Source organism: Colwellia sp. Arc7-D, assembly GCF_003061515.1.
GTDB lineage: Bacteria > Pseudomonadota > Gammaproteobacteria > Enterobacterales > Alteromonadaceae > Cognaticolwellia.
Map to the genome: position 1 here is coordinate 3,072,667 of NZ_CP028924.1, position 21,295 is coordinate 3,093,961.

The window sequence follows — 21,295 nt, forward strand, 5'->3', positions numbered from 1 at the left end:
CATAAAATATACGGGTTAATCATTACTTCAACCAAGTTAATGATTAACCCGTATTCATTTCTAATTCCACTTTTCCCTGAAAAACCCATCAATTCCTAAATGATTTACATAATATATAAGATCAAAGACAACTAATCGTTAAAAACCCTTTGCTAACGAGTGTGAACTAGGTAAGCTCAAACCAAAGCATTAACCACAATAATAATTATCATTTATGAGTAATATTAGAGATTCATTTCATTCGCGAATAGGTTTCGTTCTAGCCGCGGCAGGCTCAGCAATTGGATTAGGTAACATTTGGGGTTTTCCAACCCAAGCAGCAAATAATGGCGGTGGTGCATTTTTGTTTGTTTACCTTATTGTCACCATATTGTTAGCATTTCCTGCATTATATGCTGAAGTATATATTGGTAACCAAGCACAAAAAAATCCTGTTTCTGCATTGGAAGATGCCTGTAAAAATACCGTTCCTAATCTTGGTAAATATGCTGGTTTGATTGGTTTGTGCGGTGCAATCATGATGCTTAGCTTCTACACTATTGTTGCTGGTTGGATGCTCTCGCATGCAATATCACCTATGGCAGAATTACTGGGTTATCATGAAACGTCACAATGGTTAGCTACCTCAAGTACCCTGCGCAATTTAATGTTTACACCAATATTTATTTTACTTGGTGCTGCCATTATTCATCAAGGCGTTAACGCCGGCATCGAGAAATGGTCAGCACGATTAATGCCTGTTTTATTAATAATGTTGGTGTCGTTAATCATTTATATATTGCAACAACCCGGTGCAGAAAAAGGCTTAAGAACCTATTTAATTCCTGACTTTACTCAAGTAACAAACCCCAAATTAATTATATCGGCAATGGGACAAGCCTTCTTCTCGCTTTCTATCGGTGTAGGGGGCATGATGATTTACGGCTCTTACATGAAAAAAGATCGTGATATTGGCAAACTCGCCATTTCAATCACCGCGCTCGATACTTTTATTGCATTTATGGCCGGATTATTAATTATTCCGGCTCTTTATGTTGCAGAAGCTGCTGGACAACAAGTATTTCAAGGCGATAAGTTAATTGGCGAAGGTCAGCTAATATTCAATATATTACCCGAGCTTTTCAATTCAATGGGCAATATTGGCATGCTAGTGTCGATTAGTTTTTTCTCGTTATTATCAATTGCTGCACTTACCTCAACCATCTCCTCAACGGAAGTGCCTGTCGCTTATCTTGTTGAAGATAAAAAGTTTACACGCCACAAAGCGACTTGGTTAGTATCTGCTATTGTATTAGCCGCGAGCATGACATTAATTGCATTTTTCGATAGTCTTTTTGGCTTGGTTATTCGCTTGCTCACGACTATTTTACAACCACTTAGCTGTCTATTTTACTTTATTGTTGTCGGTTGGTTATGGAAGCGTGGCAATAAACTACGAGATGTATCTTTGCAAGAAGGTAGAAAATGGTTACCAATATGGGGAAATTATTTACGTTTTGTTTGCCCTCTCTTGCTAACTATTGTTTTTATTAATGTGGCAATTTTAAACTAGCAACCGATTAATTAACTCAGTTAAAGCTTATTAAAAACAATTAAGCTCCATAAATTATTTTCTAGTTAACCACTTAAACGCCTGCATGTTTGCATGATAACGAATAAGCCCACGATAATGATATTATCCTGGGCTTTTTTATGACGAATACTACTCTATATAAAAAATATTTTGGCTACATTGCAGCATATTGAGTTATCAGAAGGAGTAACAATCAATGCTACTTCACAAATGAAACCTTAACGGTTTTAGTTATTTAAAAATTTATTCACTCACATTATTACGACCAGATTTTTTCGCTCGATAGAGTGCTTGATCTGCTAACTTCAACGTTTGCTCAAAAGTTAACTTTGATGCTCTTGCGGCAAGTCCTATCGATATAGTGACACTAACGGTTTTAACTTGGCTGCTTTTCTTATGAGATCGTGCCTCTTTAGTTTTACGCTGTTCTTGACGAATAACTATTTTATAATCTTCCACCGCTTGCCTAACAGCCTCTAAAGCAGGGAGAGATTGTTCAATATTCTTACCCGGAAAAACAATAGTAAATTCTTCACCACCATAGCGAAAAACCTTCCCAGAGCCTTTTACTTGAGCCAACTTACTCGCCACCAACTTCAACACTTGATCGCCAATATCATGACCGTAGGTATCGTTAAACTTTTTAAAGTGATCTATGTCTAGCATGGCAAGCGTGTACTTTCGCCCTAACGACAAAGACAATTGATTAAGTGCTCGGCGCGACGGCAAAGTGGTTAATTCATCTCGATAAGCTAAGAAATATGAGTCAACCACTATGGCAAAAAGGTAATGCATTAACATTAAGGTTAATAACACACTCCAAGGTAATGTCACTAACTGATAATATTGCCCAAGCCAAATACAAAAGCTGGTTAACAATGCTGTCGTTACTAAGCTTTTTTCTTTTATAAAGCGCCAGAGTAATAAGAAAGAGAACAGCATTAAAGGTAACTCTACCGTGAGATACTTTAACCAAGGTTTAAAGTGCTCGATATGGGTTAATTTTATAATTAATATATCCGCGGTATCTAACCAAACGAAACTAATAAGGCCAACACATATAATAAGAATACAACGATAGAAACCATGAATTGACAACAACCCTCGGTCTTTAACAACACTTAACATCGACAGCACGCCTGCGCCAGAAAGCACTAACCATTGTCCATGAGAAAACACCCATGACTGCCAAGGTAGCGATTGCTCAAGCGTAATATAAAAGAGTAAAAGTGTGATAGCGGCTAACGCGAGTCGGCTGCGATTAAAATAGCTAGCGAGTAAAATACTAATGGCAAACACGCCATAAAGCACTTGTTCAATAAGGTTTATTTTCACAAACCAATAACGTTGAAATTCACTGACAAACATGAAAATAACAAAAAAGACAATGAAACTAATAATGCTGCTTCTAAAACCGCTGAAAAACTGAATCAAGCGAAACTCCAAAATACAAAGTCGACAAAGCTGACTTTTTTATGCTGCAAAACCAGCAACAAAATTTATAATAAAAAATGAGTTTTGGTTAATCGCTATAAAGGCCATTTCGATCTTAGGCTTTTAATCGGCGGATATTCCAACACTCTGTTCTTTTTCTTCTTGTTTTAATTCTACCTGCTCTATTTTTTCAAAACGACTACTAATTTTATCTGCCGAAGTATGAATTTGTTTTACGTCACTTGCGGCCTGATCTATGTGTTTTGCTAAATTAGCAAAACGGTCTTTAAAACGTGAAAAATCAGCAGAAAGATGAGACAAATGCGCTTGAATCACATGAATTTGTTTACGGGTGGCTTCATCTTTTAATACCGAACGCGCCGTGGTTAAAATAGCCATTAAAGTGGTTGGCGAAGCTAACCAAACGCGCTTTTTGTTAGCATAGTCAACGAGATCGCTGTGGTGGGCATGTATCTCTGCGAAAATAGCTTCCGCAGGAATAAACATTACCGCACCATCGGCAGTTTCTTTTTCAATTAAGTATTTATCACTAATATCATTGATATGTTTTTTAATATCTAGCTTAAATTGTCGTTCTGCAGCTTTACGCTCAAATTCACCTAAGGTATTGTCAGCCATTTTTTTATAACTTTCGAGTGGGAATTTAGAGTCTACAACAACATTACCTGTAGGCTTAGGTAGAAATAAAATACAATCAGCAATTTTACCATTTGATAAGGTGTGCTGTAGCGCAAAATGTTGTTCAGGTAACACATTTCGAATTAAAGCATTTAGTTGTACTTCACCAAAGGCGCCACGCGAACGTTTGTCTGACAACACTTCCTGTAAACTCACCACATTGGAAGAAAGCTCGGTGATTTTTTTCTGTGCATCATCAATTAAAGCTAAACGTTGGAGAATATCGTTAAATGTTTTGGTGGTCTTTTCAAAGCCATCCGCTAAGCGCTTCTCTACCTGACCACTAATATCTTTTAATCGATTATCTGTTGATACGGTTAAATCATCAATTCGTTTCGCCATTTGTTCACTAGACAAATGCAGCGATTTAGCCATTTCTTCTCGACCTAGCTTAGATGTGGCGGTTAGTTGCGTCGTGAGCTGCTCTGTGGCATTACGTTGATTATTGCTAAACGTAACATGATGTTCATATAACGTTTTTTTAAGCTGTTCATTATGGCTGTACAATTGTTGTGCTTGTTTTTCGCCTTGCTCACCATGTTGACGTAATAACTTTAATTTAAAATCCGAAATTTGCTGCTCAAAGTAGGTTTTTAGTTCACTTTGCTGAGTAGCTAATTGCTGATGATTAAAGTTTAATTGTTGCTGCAATTGCTGTTGATTACTGGCATTAACTTCGTAGCTTAAGTTTACTTTTTCTATCAGTTGTTGCAAAAGTTGCTGCTGAGCTTCAAATGAATTGTGGTTAGTTTTTATTTTTTTAAACAAAAACAACACAATAATGACTACGCTTAACAGTAACACTAGCGCAACTAAAATTAAGGTAGGGAAGTTTTCTAAGGCTAACCAGGGAGAATTAACTATTGAATTCATTACATTGCCAAACACTGTAAGTATGAACAGTTATTAAAGCATACTTTATTGATAAGGTTAATAGTTATTTACTTTACGCCGTGTAGGCACTGAAATAGTTTAGCTAACTTTATTTCAGTTATTGTTATAAATAAGCGATATAAAAAAACGCCCATAATGAGCGTTTTATCTATACTAAATAGCTAAATTAAAAGTTACTTAGCTTTTAACTTGCTATCAAGCTCTTCAATTTTTGCTTGCCAAATTGCTGGGCCTGTTACATGTGCTGACTCACCTAAGCTATCAACAGCAACCGTTACCGGCATATCTTCAACAACAAATTCATAAATGGCTTCCATTCCCATGTCTTCAAAAGCGACAACTCTTGCTTTCTTTATCGCTTTAGAAACCAAATAAGCAGCTCCGCCAACGGCCATTAAATAAACCGATTTGTGGTTTTTAATACACTCGACAGTTTCTGGGCCACGTTCAGCTTTACCTATGGTGCCAAGTAAGCCAGTTTCAGAAAGCATCATTTCTGTGAATTTATCCATACGTGTTGCCGTTGTAGGACCTGCTGGCCCTACAGCTTCATCACCGATGGCATCAACTGGGCCAACGTAATAAATAAATTTATCAGTAAAATCAACTGGTAACTTTTCGCCAGCTGCTAACATTTCTTGAATACGTTTATGAGCAGCGTCACGGCCAGTTAAAATTGTACCGCTAAGCAATACTGTTTCACCGGTTTTCCATTCACCAATATCAGCTTTTGATAGTTCATCAACATTAACACGACGAACATTTTCGCCTACTTCCCAAGTAATTTCAGGCCAGTCTTCTAATTTAGGTGGTTTTAAGTCTGCAGGACCTGAGCCATCAAGGTGAAAATGTACATGGCGAGTTGCCGCACAGTTTGGGATCATAACAACAGGTTTTGATGCCGCATGCGTTGGCACTGACATAATTTTAATATCAACAACGGTTGTTAAACCGCCAAGACCTTGAGCACCGATACCTAGTTTATTTACGCGGTCATAAATTTCTAAACGCAATTCTTCTTCTGCATTTTCAGGACCACGGTCGATAAGCTCTTGAATATTTACCGGTTCCATCAAGCTTTCTTTAGCTAAAACACCTGCTTTTTCGGCCGTACCACCAATACCTATACCTAACATACCCGGTGGACACCAACCCGCGCCCATTGTAGGTAAGGTTTTAACAACCCAGTCTGCAATAGAGTCACTTGGGTTTAACATCGCCATTTTAGCTTTATTTTCGCTACCGCCGCCTTTAGCCGCTATCATTACATCGATTTGGTCACCTGGTACCATTTCAATATGAACAACGGCAGGAGTATTATCTTTAGTGTTAATTCGTTTGCCAGCAGGGTCAGAAACAATTGATGCACGTAGTGGATTATCAGGATTAAGATAAGCTCGACGAGTACCTTCATCGACCATTTGTTGCACTGTCATGTCGGTGTTATCCCACTGTACAGCCATCCCTACTTTTACAAAGCAGGTAACAATGCCGGTATCTTGACATATAGGTCGTTTACCATGAGCTGACATACGAGAGTTAATTAAAATTTGCGCAATGGCATCTTTAGCTGCCTGACTTTCTTCTTTATGATAAGCCTTTTCAAGCGCTTGAATAAAGTCTAACGGATGGTAATAAGAAATATATTGCAATGCATCTGCAACACTTTCGATTAAATCTTGTTGTTTAATAATAGCCATAACGGTCTCTTTTTGTTAATTGGGCGAGAGAAGAGTTGAAAGTTATAAATTTGCCGATATCATACCTTGCTTGTTAAATAGCTACCAGTATCAAATAGTCTAATAAATTACATCATATAACCCTGAAGTGATTTAAACATGGTCATTAAGCCAATGGTAATGGCATTAGGTATAATGACTAAACATAAATTGTGTGAGAATACTTTGCCAACTAATTCAGTAAAACAACTATCAAGTTCATTAACAGCTAAATTATTTACCCATGAATTAGCGTTTTGTAGCCAATCTCTGTTTTCTGCAATTGCCGAACAACCTTGGGCAATGTGGTTAGATTCGTGTGAAAGTCAGCACATTGATAGCCGTTATGACATTTTAGTTTGGCAACCTACGATAACATTGACCACCAATGGCAAAATCACCACCGTCAAAAACATTCAAGACAATAGCCAATATCACAGTGAAGAAGACCCACTATTACTATTAAAGCGTGAACAACAAGTCAGTTTTGAAAATATAATTTTAACACCCCAAGAACTGCCATTTAAAGGCGGGGCTGTTGGTTATTTCTCATACGATCTAGGCAAACGTTTCGAAGTAATACAACAACAAAATAATAAAGATATTGATATACCTGAAATGGCAGTTGGTATTTATCATCAAGCCTTAATTTTTGACCGAAAATTACAGCAAGTTTGGTTGTTATGTCTCGATAATCAAAGAGCCGAAATCACCCAGTTTTTTAACTTAGCAATAAAACAAACACACCAACAAAGTACCCAGGACAACGCTGCCTCTTTAGTAAATAAAAATTTAAAGCAAAGTAATTTCAAGCTTACAACGCCTTGGCAATCAAATATGAGTCAAGAGCAGTATCACGATAAATTTCAGCAAGTTCAAAACTATTTACTTTCTGGTGATTGTTATCAAATCAATTTAGCACAGCGTTTCACAGCCCAATACACCGGCAATGAGTTTCAAGCATATTGCGCCCTTCGACACGAAAACAAAGCGCCCTTTTCCGCATTTTTACGCTTTGATAATAATGCAATTTTAAGTATTTCACCTGAGCGTTTCTTGCAATTAATTGATAAAAAAGTACAAAGTAAACCGATTAAAGGTACACGTCCTCGCAGCGATAATGCCACGTTAGATCAAGCTAATGCTGATGAACTGAAGCAAGCAAGTAAGGACAAAGCAGAAAACCTGATGATTGTTGATTTATTGCGTAACGACATAAGCCGAGTTTGTGTGCCTGGCACAGTAAAAGTACCAGCGTTATTTGCTATTGAAAGCTTCCCTGCAGTACATCATTTAGTGAGTACAGTAGAAGGAGAAATAAATCCGATACACGATAGCAGTGATTTACTTCGTGCTGCGTTTCCAGGTGGCTCTATTACAGGTGCACCCAAAATTAGATCAATGGATATCATTGAAGAATTAGAACCCCACCAACGCAGCGTTTATTGTGGCTCTATTGGATACTTGTCTGCTTGCGGTAATATGGATACGAGTATTACCATTCGTACCTTGGTTTGTCACAAACAACAAATACACTGCTGGGCCGGTGGCGGTGTAGTGATCGATTCAAACGTTGACAGCGAGTATCAAGAAACTTACGATAAAGTGAATAAAATTTTACCGGTATTAAGTAAACTCAACCTTTCTTGAATTGGTGACTCGGTTGTTTTGCACGAAAACCTCCCGTACCAATACCTTTTATAACGCAGCATGTATAACGCAGCATGACTAAAGTGATTAAATTTGTATGACTAAAGAAGAATTTATTCAACGCTTTCAAATGCAGGTTTTACCTATATCAGTACATAAATTTCGCTATCCGCAACAATTAAAAAGTGCCGCGGTCTTGATCCCCATTTTAAGTAATAATAACCAGCTAGAAGTTGTGTTAACTAAACGGGCAAGCCACTTAACTCACCACCCGGGACAAATTAGTTTTCCGGGCGGAAAAGTTGAAAAATTTGATGCAAACTTTACAGCCACTGCATTGCGAGAAACACAAGAAGAAATAGGTCTACATGCTTCATGTATTGAAGTTATCGGCCAACTTAAGCCTTACCAAACCATTTCTGGTTATGAAATAACCCCCATTGTCGCTATGGTATCTAATCACAAGCGCTATCAAATTGACGAAAATGAAGTATCTGAAGTATTTCACGTACCTTTATCCCACTTCTTGCAACGCCAACACCATATTCAGCTGCCTGTTTATCATCATGGCGAACATCACAAAGTACACTTTATGCCCTATAATCAATATAATATTTGGGGTGCTACGGCTGCTATGCTGCATGATTTGAGTACGCTACTAGATAATAACAATTAACATTAGTATTGTTTTCATTCGTGTCGTTTCTTTTACAGTTTAATAAAAAATCTTAGCTATAATACACTACAACTAATATACATTTTGTTTTGAATGCTGAAAGCTTTCAGCTACAATAACCGAACAAAATTTTACTTATCACTGTATTTAACAGTATTTATTCAGGTTTTCTTATGATTAGTGTATTTGATATGTTTTCAATCGGAATTGGCCCGTCCAGTTCTCATACCGTTGGTCCAATGAAAGCAGCAAAGTTATTTGTTGAAAATCTTATAGCAGACAATAAGTTAGATAAAACAGATCGGGTAAAATGTGAGTTGTTTGGCTCACTAGGCCAAACAGGTATTGGTCACGGTACAGGTAAAGCCGTGATTTTAGGGTTAACAGGACAAAGCCCTGAAACAATTCCAGTAGACTCTATTGAGTCTATATTAGCTGATGTTGTAGCAAGCGAAAAAATAAACTTGAATATGGAGCATTTGATCTCGTTCCCTAAAGCAAATGCCATTATTTATCATCGAAGAAAAACCTTACCAGCACACGCTAACGCCATGACATTTTTTGCTTATAGCAATGACATTGTTATTTTCGAAGAAACCTATTATTCCATTGGCGGTGGTTTTATTGTTAAAGACTGTGATTTTGAGAAAGAAAAAGATAAAGCTTTATCAACCCATGCCAATATTGATCGACCACATCGTTTCTCAAGTGCTGACGAACTGTTACAACTAGCTAATGAAAAGGGCTTGAGTATTAGCACTATCATGATGGAAAACGAAAAGTGCTTAAAAGATGAGGCAAGTATACGTTCAGGACTAATAGAAATTTGGGATGCCATGAAGGCTAGTATCTCTCGAGGTATAGTAACCGAAGGTATATTACCTGGTGGATTAAAAGTCGTCCGCAGAGCACCTGCTTTACATAGAGCACTGTGCGTTGAAAAAAATACAGATCCACTTTCAGCCATGGATTGGGTTAATTTATTTGCCTTAGCGGTAAACGAAGAAAACGCTGCCGGTAGCCGAGTAGTTACAGCACCTACAAATGGCGCGGCGGGGATCCTTCCTGCGGTTTTGTCTTACTACGACAAGTTCATAAAGCCAGTTGATGAACAAGACTGTATTCGCTACCTATTAACCGCTGCAGCAATTGGTATTTTATACAAAACCAATGCCACCATTTCAGGCGCTGAAGGCGGCTGCCAAGCAGAAGTAGGTGTAGCATGTTCAATGGCCGCTGGGGCGTTAACTGAAATTATGGGCGGTACACCTGAACAAGTAGAAAACGCGGCAGAAATAGGAATGGAACACAATTTAGGCCTAACTTGTGACCCTGTAGGTGGTTTAGTGCAAGTTCCTTGTATTGAGCGTAATGCAATGGGGTCAGTAAAGGCTATTAACGCATCACGTTTAGCGCTTAGGGGTACAGGTAAACAAAAGGTATCATTAGACAAAGTTATCAAAACTATGTGGGATACAGGCAACGATATGAAAACGAAATATAAAGAAACCTCGCGTGGTGGCTTAGCGGTTAATATTACTGAGTGTTAACCTATTACTCTGAAAATATGCCAAGACTTTCGGTTCAATCTTCAGTTTTTATAATAGCCATAAAAATATTATAAAACTGGGTTGTACCGTTAATTAAAACTAAAAAAACCGTATTAATCATACGGTTTTTTGTTATCTATACTTTTATAAACACATCAAAATTAACGCATAGGTAACTTAATATTGGCAAACATCTCATCAATTTCAGCATTGTTCTTCAACAATATAGCTTTAGTGACTAAATCACGATTTAAATGCGGTGCAAAACGTTCTATAAAGTCAAACATATAACCACGTAAGAAGGTGCCACGTCTAAAGCCAATTTTGGTCATACTCGGACTAAATAGATGGCTAGCGTCTATCGTTACTAAATCATTGTCTAATTTAGGATCCATTGCCATAGTAGCAATAACACCAACACCAACACCTAATCGAACATAAGTTTTAATAACATCGGCATCAGTCGCAGTAAAAGCTATTTTAGGTTCAACCCCGACTTGGTTAAAAGCAATGTCTAACTCAGATCGTCCAGTAAAACCGAAAACATAAGTCACCAAAGAGTATTGAGCAATATCTTCAATAGTAATATTTTGCTTAGACGCTAATGGATGATCCGCTTTAACAATAATACTGCGATTCCAACGATAACAAGGCAACATCACTAAATCGTTATACAAATGCAAAGATTCTGTCGCTATCGCAAAATCAGCATCGCCCTTACTTGAGGCATCGCTAATTTGGGCTGGTGTACCTTGATACATGTGTAATGAAACTTTTGAATACTTCTTCATGAAGCCTTGAATAACTTCAGGCAAAGCATATCGTGCTTGCGTATGTGTAGTAGCTATACGAAGCTTACCTTCATCAGGCTGAGTATGTTCACGGGCAACAGCTTTAATTGCTTCAACTTTAGATAAAATTTCAGTCGCGATGTTAATGACCTCATTACCCGCAGATGTAACATGGGTAAGGTGTTTACCACTTCGACCAAAAATTTGAATGCCGAGTTCGTCTTCAAGCATTCTTACTTGCTTGCTAATACCTGGTTGTGAGGTAAAAAGACTTTCCGCCGTGGCAGAAACATTTAAGTTATTATTGAGTACTTCGACGATATAACGGAGTTGTTGCAGCTTCATAATTATCATTCAGAGTTTTCTTAGACGAAAAATATATACTTAATTGCACATTTATTCCATATTATTTTGAAATTTTGAGGAAATAATCTGCTAATCGCCCATTTATGCATTAATTTGTGCCTTGAAATGAGTCAGGAAAATATAACGAACAGGCCAATAAGTTAAAATAAAAAAAAGAAAACGCTTTGTGCTTTGCTTCACCTAACAATTTTTGTAAACTGCCGTATTAGAATTTATATTTTTTATAAAATAGAGTATTAAACATGGGCATTATCATCGCTTTAATTATCGCTTTAATTATCATTGTCGTGGTAGTGAGTGCAATACAGCAGCATAAAGAAAAAATTGAGCAAGAACAACGTGGAAAAGCAGCGAAACAAAAAGCCATTATAGATGAAACAGAAGAGTTACTTCTTAGCATTGCAAACTTGCCAAACAACCCTAACTTAGTAACGATACTTAATACTCGAAGTCTTAATGCGACAAAAGCAATGGCAGCAATATTGCCAGAAAATAAACAACTACTTACGCGTATTAAAGAAATGGAAACAAGAGTTAGTGCCAGTAAGACAAATACCAGTGAAGCAGCAAGTGAGCAAAGTTTTACTTTACCTGACAGTGAACAGCAACTTGTTGGCGTATTACAATGCATAAAGAAATTACGTCTAACATTAAAGTCTGAACAGTCTAAAGGAAATTTAGATCCACAAACCTTTACCCAAGAAGATAATAAGTTATCAGCAATGCAACTTAAAATTGGTGTAGAAACATTGCAAAAACGTGGCATGATCGCTTACCAAAAAGAAATGTTAGGCTCTTCGAGACAGTACTTGGAGAAAGCATTACAAACAATCGCTGATAACCCTATCCAAACTGAATATTGCACAATTAAAAGACAAGAAATTTCAAGTGTACTTGAAGAGATAACCTCTGCTTTAAAAAACACTAATGCCAAAGATGCCGCTAAAAAGGCAAAATCTGAAGAAGATGATTTAGATTTATTATTTCAACCAAAGAAAAAATGGTAATCAATACACCTAAATAAAACCAACAACAATGTTGGTTTTTTGCTTTTAGATAATAATGAAAACACCTAAAAATAATATTCCCTACATAACTTTGCCGTCTTTTTTACGACGTGTATTAAAAGCCTATGCCCTTAAATCATTGATTAGAGCGCAAGGTTGTGAGCTTAACCGTATTGGTCGTTCTCGAAATTGGCAATTAAAAGCGACATTCGAGCAACTTGAACAAACGGTTTATCTCATTGAGCAAAGTGAAGAAGTTAGTTGGCAATGGGTAGCAGTACATATATCAAAACAACGTAAAAACTTAGGTTTAGATATGCTGTTAGCTATTGCTCAAAAGAAACCCGGCATTACCATTTCAGAGTTAATGCAACGCACTGACTGCACTATTGCTGAAGCTAGAAAAGTAATAGATATTTTAGAATTTGGTGATAGTACGCTATAAGTTTTCACCTGACTTGCACTGTAACTTTTTAATTAAAAGCAAAACGATAAAGCGACCAATCCCTTTGACTACAAAATTATCATCCTTCTAATAGCAGCTTTAACAAAAGCTATGTAGAGATGACAATAACTGTTTGTATCTGAATTTATAAATTAGCCAACTAAAATGTTCTAACACCAACGCATACTCCTCGTCATGTTAAATAAAAAGCTTTGTACTGTTCAACACAGATAAAGGTAAGCTTTATAGGCTGTAATTATAGAGAGGTTAAGTATTAGAAGTTTAAACAGTGTTTTATATGTGTGCGGGGAAGTTAGTAATGTTCATCGAATAAGTTATTGACGTTCCACTGTCATTTTACAGGTAAATATAACGGGCTAAATTTAACAAATATATAATATATTTATAAACACACGCTTCTATTCCTACCATTGTTTTTAGCTTGGTACAAAGCAGTATCAGCTTGTTCAAATACATCGGTCCAATTTAATTCATCTTGTCGTTGAGCAATACCAATCGAAACAGAAATTTTAGGTAAATAAGCTTTAGAGTCACGCTGCATTAACTTTAATTGTGATATTGCTAGTCTTATTTTCTCTGCTACTTCATGCGCCTGTGACATGGTTTTATTGACCATAACAACGATAAACTCTTCACCACCAAACCGAACCGCAATATCTTGATCTGAAATTGTAGATTTAATAACCTTTGCAATACGTTGAATAACTTTGTCGCCAATAAAATGTCCAAACTGATCATTCACATTTTTAAAGTGGTCGATATCAATTGCCAACGACGAGTGAACTTGATCAATATCTAATTCTTTTAATTTAATATCACAGCCACGGCGGTTATATAAACCAGTTAAGGAATCGACAATAGCTTCATGACGTGCGGCTTCAAGTTTTGCTTTTAAAAAGCTTACTTCGCCACAAGCTCTTGTCAATTCAAGTGAAAGATCACTATGCTGCTGTTGAGAAGCAGTTATATTGTTCATTAAAAAAGAAACAATATTTTGCATAGATTTATGGTATTCATGTTTAGTAAGTGCTTTCTCAGCTTTTTTAAGATTTGAAGCTACTGTTTTATCGCTGTCGACTTGCAAATTGATCTTTTCAAGCGTTGCCGTTAATGACTTCTCTATAGGGTCGAGTATTTGCTTATCGATAGCGTGAGAGTTAGAAATATATTTTTCAAATAAACCTTCAATAAATGTTAAGTCAACTCCCTGGAAGGTCTGAACATGCCTTTCAAGCTCTGCGCTTAGTTTATCATTACGCTTACTAGCGTGTAGATATATAACAGAGTAATTTACTGGACTGGGTGGTATTTGATAATGAGATAAAAATTCGTTAGTTGATTCACTGATCTTCAGTGCCTCATCAAAACTATCTTTAATAAGCACAAGCGCTCCTTAAGAGTCGATATATTTTATTATTATTATTTTTAACAACACATATTAACCGTAAAGAATGTGTTACTAACATAGCTAACAATATCTAAATTAATATCGTACAACAAGTAATAAAATACGAAATTTCAACATCAGCAACTATTAACTAAATTTTGAAACTGATTTATCAATAATACATTAGCTATAGCTAACTTTTTATAACTACAAATACTCGCATAGTACCCAACGTAAATTTGCTGGCACAAACCTTGTTTTAGTTTTTAAAATATAAATTTAAAAAGAATAGTTGATGTTAAGTCATTGGATTGCCCCCTACAAATCTTCTATGAGATAGATAATAAGACAAGCTATGGTGCTATTATCAAATATTTGAAAGGACACTATCAAAATAGGCTTTATGAACAAGCTATCGCCACAGATACAGACAGTAAAGGGTACTCTAGTATAGGCCCAAATACGTTATTGATCACCGGCGCTAATACGTTTCATGCACGAGTTTTAGTTTATAAATTCCAGACAGCAAAAAGCCCGACTCTTTCGAATCGGGCTCTTCTAAATAGAAGCCTAGCAGTGTCTTACTGACGTATACGAGATACTAATGTCTTGAGCACATGGATGTGCAGGAAAGACCTCACATGGGCTTAACTTATATAAGTCACACTACTGTTGTCACAATACTTTCATCACTGTATTTTTTAAAACACCAGACAGCAAAAAGCCCGTCACTTTCGTAACGGGCTCTTCTAAATAGAAGCCTAGCAATGTCCTACTCTCACATGGGAACTCCCACACTACCATCGGCGCTAACACGTTTCACTTCTGAGTTCGGAATGGGATCAGGTGGGGCCATGTCGCTATTGTCGCTAGACAAAAAGGGTACAATCTTGAAAGCCGTTCATTAAGACGTGTCTCAATGATAATAAATACGTTTTGACGTGCACGGATGCACTAATGTCGTGTTGGCATGGATGCCAAAGAACGACGCTTCTCTTATTCACACAATTGTCATGCGTGATGTGTGTATTCCTACACTTTTTGTCAAACTTCATACAACAAAACCACTTGGGTGTTGTATGGTTAAGCCTCACGGGTAATTAGTATTGGTTAGCTCAATGCCTCGCAGCACTTCCACACCCAACCTATCAACGTTGTAGTCTCCAACGACCCTTTAGGGAGCTTAAAGCTCCAGTGAGAACTCATCTCAAAGCCTGCTTCCCGCTTAGATGCTTTCAGCGGTTATCAGTTCCGAACGTAGCTACCGGGCAATGCTATTGGCATAACAACCCGAACACCAGCGGTTCGTCCACTCCGGTCCTCTCGTACTAGGAGCAGCCCTCTTCAATTCTCAAACGCCCACGGCAGATAGGGACCGAACTGTCTCACGACGTTCTAAACCCAGCTCGCGTACCACTTTAAATGGCGAACAGCCATACCCTTGGGACCGACTTCAGCCCCAGGATGTGATGAGCCGACATCGAGGTGCCAAACACCGCCGTCGATATGAACTCTTGGGCGGTATCAGCCTGTTATCCCCGGAGTACCTTTTATCCGTTGAGCGATGGCCCTTCCATACAGAACCACCGGATCACTATGACCTACTTTCGTACCTGCTCGACGTGTCTGTCTCGCAGTTAAGCTGGCTTATGCCATTGCACTAACCGTACGATGTCCGACCGTACTTAGCCAACCTTCGTGCTCCTCCGTTACTCTTTAGGAGGAGACCGCCCCAGTCAAACTACCCACCAGACAGTGTCCCCAAGCCCGATAAGGGCCCTAGGTTAGAACATCACGCATACAAGGGTGGTATTTCAAGGTTGGCTCCACCGCATCTGGCGACACGGTTTCAAAGCCTCCCACCTATCCTACACATGTAGGAGCAATGTTCACTGTCAAGCTATAGTAAAGGTTCACGGGGTCTTTCCGTCTAGCCGCGGGTATACGGCATCTTAACCGCAATTTCAATTTCACTGAGTCTCGGGTGGAGACAGTGTGGCCATGATTACGCCATTCGTGCAGGTCGGAACTTACCCGACAAGGAATTTCGCTACCTTAGGACCGTTATAGTTACGGCCGCCGTTTACCGGGGCTTCGATCATGAGCTTCTCCGAAGATAACCCAATCAATTAACCTTCCGGCACCGGGCAGGCGTCACACCGTATACGTCATCTTTCGATTTTGCACAGTGCTGTGTTTTTAATAAACAGTTCCAGCCACCTGGTTACTTCGACTCTCCTGTGCTTACTCCGCAAGGGATTCACACGAGAGAGCGTACCTTCTCCCGAAGTTACGGTACTATTTTGCCTAGTTCCTTCACCCGAGTTCTCTCAAGCGCCTTAGTATTCTCTACCTAACCACCTGTGTCGGTTTGGGGTACGGTTCCTATATATCTGAAGCTTAGAAGCTTTTCCTGGAAGCATGGCATCAATGACTTCAACTCCGTAGAGTCTCGTCTCGTATCTCAGCGTTGAATGAAGTCCCGGATTTACCTAAGACAACCGCCTACATACTTTCACACGGACTACCAACGCCGTGCTCACCTAGCCTACTCCGTCCCTCCTTCGCAATATATAGAAGTACAGAAATATTAATCTGTTTCCCATCGACTACGCGTTTCCGCCTCGCCTTAGGGGCCGACTTACCCTGCCCTGATTAACATGGGACAGGAAACCTTGGTCTTTCGGCGGGGGAGTTTTTCACTCCCCTTATCGTTACTCATGTCAGCATTCGCACTTCTGATACCTCCAGCAAGCTTTACAACTCACCTTCAACGGCTTACAGAACGCTCCCCTACCACTTGTTCCTAAGAACAAATCCGCAGCTTCGGTGACTAGTTTAGCCCCGTTACATCTTCCGCGCAGACCGACTCGACTAGTGAGCTATTACGCTTTCTTTAAAGGATGGCTGCTTCTAAGCCAACCTCCTAGCTGTCTATGCCTTTCCACATCGTTTCCCACTTAACTAGTACTTTGGGACCTTAGCTGGCGGTCTGGGTTGTTTCCCTCTTCACAACGGACGTTAGCACCCGTAGTGTGTCTCCCGCATATCACTCATTGGTATTCGGAGTTTGCAAAGGGTTGGTAAGTCGGGATGACCCCCTAGCCTTAACAGTGCTCTACCCCCAATGGTGTTCGTGCGAGGCTCTACCTAAATAGATTTCGGGGAGAACCAGCTATCTCCCGGCTTGATTAGCCTTTCACTCCGACCCACAAGTCATCACCGCATTTTTCAACATACGTGTGTTCGGTCCTCCAGTTGATGTTACTCAACCTTCAACCTGCCCATGGGTAGATCGCCGGGTTTCGGGTCTATACCCTGCAACTAAACGCGCAGTTAACACTCGCTTTCGCTACGGCTCCCCTATTCGGTTAACCTTGCTACAGAATATAAGTCGCTGACCCATTATACAAAAGGTACGCAATCACCGGACTAAATCCGGCTCTCACTGCTTGTACGTATGCGGTTTCAGGTTCTATTTCACTCCCCTCACAGGGGTTCTTTTCGCCTTTCCCTCACGGTACTGGTTCACTATCGGTCAGTTAGGAGTATTTAGCCTTGGAGGATGGTCCCCCCATGTTCAGTCAACGTTTCACGTGTGCCGACCTACTCGATTTCATGATAAGTTTATTTTCGTGTACGGGGCTATCACCCTGTATCGCTCTACTTTCCAGTAGATTCCACTAACTTACAAACCACTTAAGGGCTAATTCGCGTTCGCTCGCCGCTACTAACGAAATCTCGGTTGATTTCTTTTCCTCGGGGTACTTAGATGTTTCAGTTCTCCCGGTTCGCCTCATTAAGCTATGTATTCACTTAATGATACCCAAGTTACCTTGGGTGGGTTTCCCCATTCGGACATCTTTGGCTATAACGGTTTTTATCACCTCACCAAAGCTTTTCGCAGATTAACACGTCCTTCATCGCCTCTAACTGCCAAGGCATCCACCACATACGCTTAGTCACTTAACCATACAACCCCAAGTAGTTTCCTATTTGGTACAAGCAGGTGACAAAACCCGCTCAATTGTAAAGTCTGACATTTTCACGCACACAAAGTGTGTCTTGAATAAGAGTGGTAATAAATTTAACTCGTAAAAGTAAATTTACTACCGGGTTGATTACGTTTCCGAGGAGGAACCGTAATCACCATCATTAACAGGCGATATTCCCGTTAATAACAGCTTGGTATTTATAATTTACAAACAACAGCGCGACACCGTGTTTGTCATATAAATACCGGTATTTATATCAGCTTTCCAGATTGTTAAAGAACTAAATTCATACGCGCATTCGGTATAAATCTTGGTTTAAAAAACCAAACTTAACTTATCAACTTGAGATAGTTTAAGTTTGGTCTCTTTCTTTATGAAGAAGAATTGGTAGGTCTGGGCAGACTTGAACTGCCGACCTCACCCTTATCAGGGGTGCGCTCTAACCAGCTGAGCTACAGACCTGCATCGCATCAAAAATCGATACTACATAATAAGTGGTGGAGCTAAGCAGGATCGAACTGCTGACCTCCTGCGTGCAAGGCAGGCGCTCTCCCAGCTGAGCTATAGCCCCTTATTATGCTAGGGTTTTACGTTTTCTTCTTCTAATTTGTTATCATGTAATTTGTGTAGACACTCTGAAACCGAGGTTTCCATTAAGCTGCTTTACTTCAAGATAAGGAGGTGATCCAACCCCAGGTTCCCCTAGGGTTACCTTGTTACGACTTCACCCCAGTCATGAATCACAAAGTGGTGACCGTCCTCCCCGAAGGGTTAAACTAGCCACTTCTTTTGCAACCCACTCCCATGGTGTGACGGGCGGTGTGTACAAGGCCCGGGAACGTATTCACCGTAGCATTCTGATCTACGATTACTAGCGATTCCGACTTCATGGAGTCGAGTTGCAGACTCCAATCCGGACTACGACAAGCTTTGTGGGATTCGCTCCACCTCGCGGTATTGCTGCCCTCTGTACTTGCCATTGTAGCACGTGTGTAGCCCATCCCGTAAGGGCCATGATGACTTGACGTCGTCCCCACCTTCCTCCGGTTTATCACCGGCAGTCTCCTTAGAGTTCCCGCCACTACGCGCTGGCAAATAAGGATAGGGGTTGCGCTCGTTGCGGGACTTAACCCAACATTTCACAACACGAGCTGACGACAGCCATGCAGCACCTGTCACAGAGTTCCCGAAGGCACAAGTCTATCTCTAGTCTCTTCTCTGGATGTCAAGGGATGGTAAGGTTCTTCGCGTTGCATCGAATTAAACCACATGCTCCACCGCTTGTGCGGGCCCCCGTCAATTCATTTGAGTTTTAACCTTGCGGCCGTACTCCCCAGGCGGTCAACTTAGCGCGTTAGCTACGCCACCCACAGATCAAGTCTACAGACGGCTAGTTGACATCGTTTACGGCGTGGACTACCAGGGTATCTAATCCTGTTTGCTCCCCACGCTTTCGTGCCTCAGTGTCAGTCTTTGTCCAGGTAGCCGCCTTCGCCACTGATGTTCCTTCCAATCTCTACGCATTTCACCGCTACACTGGAAATTCCACTACCCTCTACAAAACTCTAGCTTGCCAGTTCAAAATGCAGTTCCCAGGTTGAGCCCAGGGCTTTCACATCTTGCTTAACAAACCACCTACGCACGCTTTACGCCCAGTAATTCCGATTAACGCTTGCACCCCTCGTATTACCGCGGCTGCTGGCACGAAGTTAGCCGGTGCTTCTTCTGCGAGTAACGTCACAGCTAGCAGTTATTAACTACTAACCTTTCCTCCTCGCTGAAAGTGCTTTACAACCCGAAGGCCTTCTTCACACACGCGGCATGGCTGCATCAGGCTTTCGCCCATTGTGCAATATTCCCCACTGCTGCCTCCCGTAGGAGTCTGGGCCGTGTCTCAGTCCCAGTGTGGCTGATCATCCTCTCAAACCAGCTAGAGATCGTCGCCTTGGTAAGCCATTACCTTACCAACTAGCTAATCTCACTTGGGCTAATCAATGAGCGAGAGGTGCCGAAGCGTCCCCCCTTTGGTCCGTAGACGTTATGCGGTATTAGCAGTCGTTTCCAACTGTTGTCCCCCACTCAAAGGCATATTCCCAAGCATTACTCACCCGTCCGCCGCTCGACGCCGAATAGCAAGCTATTCTCGTTTCCGCTCGACTTGCATGTGTTAAGCCTGCCGCCAGCGTTCAATCTGAGCCATGATCAAACTCTTCAATTAAAAATCGTTTGTGATGCTCACCTTAACTAACCGAAGTTAACCAAGAAAAGACATCTGCTCAATGAATTCTGTCGTGTCACTCTCTATCCGACTAAAGAAGAAAGTAACTACATAAAACGTATATTTAAATCCGAAGACCTAAATGATACTTATTTTTTGTGTGACATCATATTAAGCTGTTTTTTTGTTACGTTCTTTCCGAAGAAATAGGTAACTATGTAAAATCAACGTTAATGTGAGTGTCCACACAAATTGCATGATAACTAATTGTTAAAGAACGTTAGTTGATACTCGAAGTAAAAAACTAACCGAAACAAAATCTCATTCGCTTTGCTTCGTTGCTGCAGGCCTTGCCTGAAGCGAGATGCGCATTCTACGCAACTCAGTTTTAATGTCAACGTTTTATTTGAATTTATTTTAAAAGTTTTTAAAACTTTCAAAACCTCTCTTTAAAACGTTAAGTTAACCAATTCAGCCTAAACCGCGCTAGATAACTTATTAAAACAGTTCGTTGGGGTGACCCCTTGGAACTGGAGCGCATTTTAGAGATTTTTGACCTCACGTCAACACCTAAAGTGCATTTAATTTCTAAAATGTGTTTGTTTGCTTTTTAATTATACAAGATGATTGAATATGCATCATAAAGTACATTGAATTGCGCTAAAACCATTATAATTAAGAAGTTCTACTAAAGTATCTAGTCACAAAAAAAGCCGCTAGATAACTAGCGGCTTTGCTTGGCAATATAGACATTGCTTCTTATATGGCGGTGAGGGAGGGATTCGAACCCTCGAAGGCTTGCGCCTTACACACTTTCCAGGCGTGCTCCTTCGGCCACTCGGACACCTCACCAAAAAACATAAAACATAAA

Annotated in this window: 11 protein-coding genes, 3 tRNA genes and 3 rRNA genes; 6 read left to right on the forward strand and 11 right to left on the reverse strand. The window is 39.8% G+C overall.

All coding sequences use genetic code 11. The annotated features are described in order from the left end of the window. Window positions 1-214: 214 nt before the first annotated feature. Entirely contained in the window at window positions 215-1,552 is a 1,338-nt protein-coding gene (locus tag DBO93_RS13330) for a sodium-dependent transporter (RefSeq protein WP_108456778.1), read from the forward strand. A 264-nt stretch (window positions 1,553-1,816) separates the two neighbouring features. On the opposite strand, the gene DBO93_RS13335 is transcribed toward DBO93_RS13330, so the two are convergent. The 3 genes from DBO93_RS13335 to DBO93_RS13345 form a co-directional block, all read right to left on the reverse strand. Next, window positions 1,817-3,007: a GGDEF domain-containing protein gene (locus tag DBO93_RS13335; protein ID WP_239058992.1), complete on the reverse strand. Its 1,191-nt coding sequence runs from the start codon at window positions 3,005-3,007 to the stop codon at window positions 1,817-1,819. 123 nt (window positions 3,008-3,130) lie between these two features. Beyond that, window positions 3,131-4,579 (reverse strand): DNA recombination protein RmuC, encoded by a 1,449-nt coding sequence (locus tag DBO93_RS13340; protein WP_108456780.1) that lies wholly within the window; start codon window positions 4,577-4,579, stop codon window positions 3,131-3,133. Between the two features lie 194 nt (window positions 4,580-4,773). Next, a complete protein-coding gene (locus tag DBO93_RS13345; protein ID WP_108456781.1) occupies window positions 4,774-6,300 on the reverse strand; it encodes a fumarate hydratase in 1,527 nt (508 codons plus the stop codon). A 174-nt stretch (window positions 6,301-6,474) separates the two neighbouring features. Here DBO93_RS13345 and pabB point away from each other — a divergent pair, with 174 nt between their 5' ends. The 3 genes from pabB (at window position 6,475) to DBO93_RS13360 (ending at window position 10,194) form a co-directional block, all read left to right on the forward strand. After that, window positions 6,475-7,968 carry an aminodeoxychorismate synthase component I gene (pabB, locus tag DBO93_RS13350; protein ID WP_108457849.1) on the forward strand — a complete coding sequence of 498 codons (1,494 nt, stop codon included), beginning with the start codon at window positions 6,475-6,477 and terminating at the stop codon, window positions 7,966-7,968. A 97-nt stretch (window positions 7,969-8,065) separates the two neighbouring features. Next, complete coding sequence (locus tag DBO93_RS13355; protein WP_108456782.1) at window positions 8,066-8,644, forward strand: CoA pyrophosphatase; 579 nt, start codon at window positions 8,066-8,068, stop codon at window positions 8,642-8,644. 173 nt (window positions 8,645-8,817) lie between these two features. Continuing rightward, complete coding sequence (locus tag DBO93_RS13360) at window positions 8,818-10,194, forward strand: L-serine ammonia-lyase (RefSeq protein ID WP_108456783.1); 1,377 nt, start codon at window positions 8,818-8,820, stop codon at window positions 10,192-10,194. Between the two features lie 161 nt (window positions 10,195-10,355). Here the strand turns inward: DBO93_RS13360 and cysB are convergent, their stop codons facing one another. Further along, window positions 10,356-11,330, reverse strand: a complete 975-nt coding sequence (cysB, locus tag DBO93_RS13365) for an HTH-type transcriptional regulator CysB (protein ID WP_108457850.1) — start codon at window positions 11,328-11,330, stop codon at window positions 10,356-10,358. Window positions 11,331-11,593: 263 nt separating this feature from the next. Here cysB and DBO93_RS13370 point away from each other — a divergent pair, with 263 nt between their 5' ends. Both DBO93_RS13370 and DBO93_RS13375 read left to right on the forward strand, forming a co-directional pair. Further along, entirely contained in the window at window positions 11,594-12,358 is a 765-nt protein-coding gene (locus DBO93_RS13370) for a hypothetical protein (protein ID WP_108456784.1), read from the forward strand. Window positions 12,359-12,413: 55 nt separating this feature from the next. Beyond that, window positions 12,414-12,803, forward strand: a complete 390-nt coding sequence (locus DBO93_RS13375; protein ID WP_108456785.1) for a ribosome recycling factor family protein — start codon at window positions 12,414-12,416, stop codon at window positions 12,801-12,803. Window positions 12,804-13,206: 403 nt separating this feature from the next. On the opposite strand, the gene DBO93_RS13380 is transcribed toward DBO93_RS13375, so the two are convergent. The 7 genes from DBO93_RS13380 to DBO93_RS13410 all read right to left on the reverse strand — a co-directional run bounded on the left by DBO93_RS13380 (window position 13,207) and on the right by DBO93_RS13410 (window position 21,276). Next, on the reverse strand, window positions 13,207-14,208 hold the full coding sequence (locus DBO93_RS13380) for a GGDEF domain-containing protein (RefSeq protein ID WP_108456786.1): 1,002 nt from the start codon (window positions 14,206-14,208) through the stop codon (window positions 13,207-13,209). Between the two features lie 762 nt (window positions 14,209-14,970). After that, window positions 14,971-15,085: ribosomal RNA gene (rrf, locus tag DBO93_RS13385) — 5S ribosomal RNA — on the reverse strand. A gap of 205 nt (window positions 15,086-15,290) precedes the next feature. Next, a 23S ribosomal RNA gene (locus DBO93_RS13390) occupies window positions 15,291-18,183 on the reverse strand. A 408-nt stretch (window positions 18,184-18,591) separates the two neighbouring features. Beyond that, window positions 18,592-18,668: transfer RNA gene (locus DBO93_RS13395), tRNA-Ile, on the reverse strand. A gap of 33 nt (window positions 18,669-18,701) precedes the next feature. Further along, window positions 18,702-18,777 (reverse strand) — tRNA-Ala (locus tag DBO93_RS13400). A 103-nt stretch (window positions 18,778-18,880) separates the two neighbouring features. Next, a 16S ribosomal RNA gene (locus DBO93_RS13405) occupies window positions 18,881-20,424 on the reverse strand. Together the 16S, 23S and 5S rRNA genes with 2 tRNA genes alongside form the textbook arrangement of a ribosomal RNA operon. Window positions 20,425-21,188: 764 nt before the next feature. Continuing rightward, window positions 21,189-21,276 (reverse strand) — tRNA-Ser (locus DBO93_RS13410). Window positions 21,277-21,295: the final 19 nt, after the last annotated feature.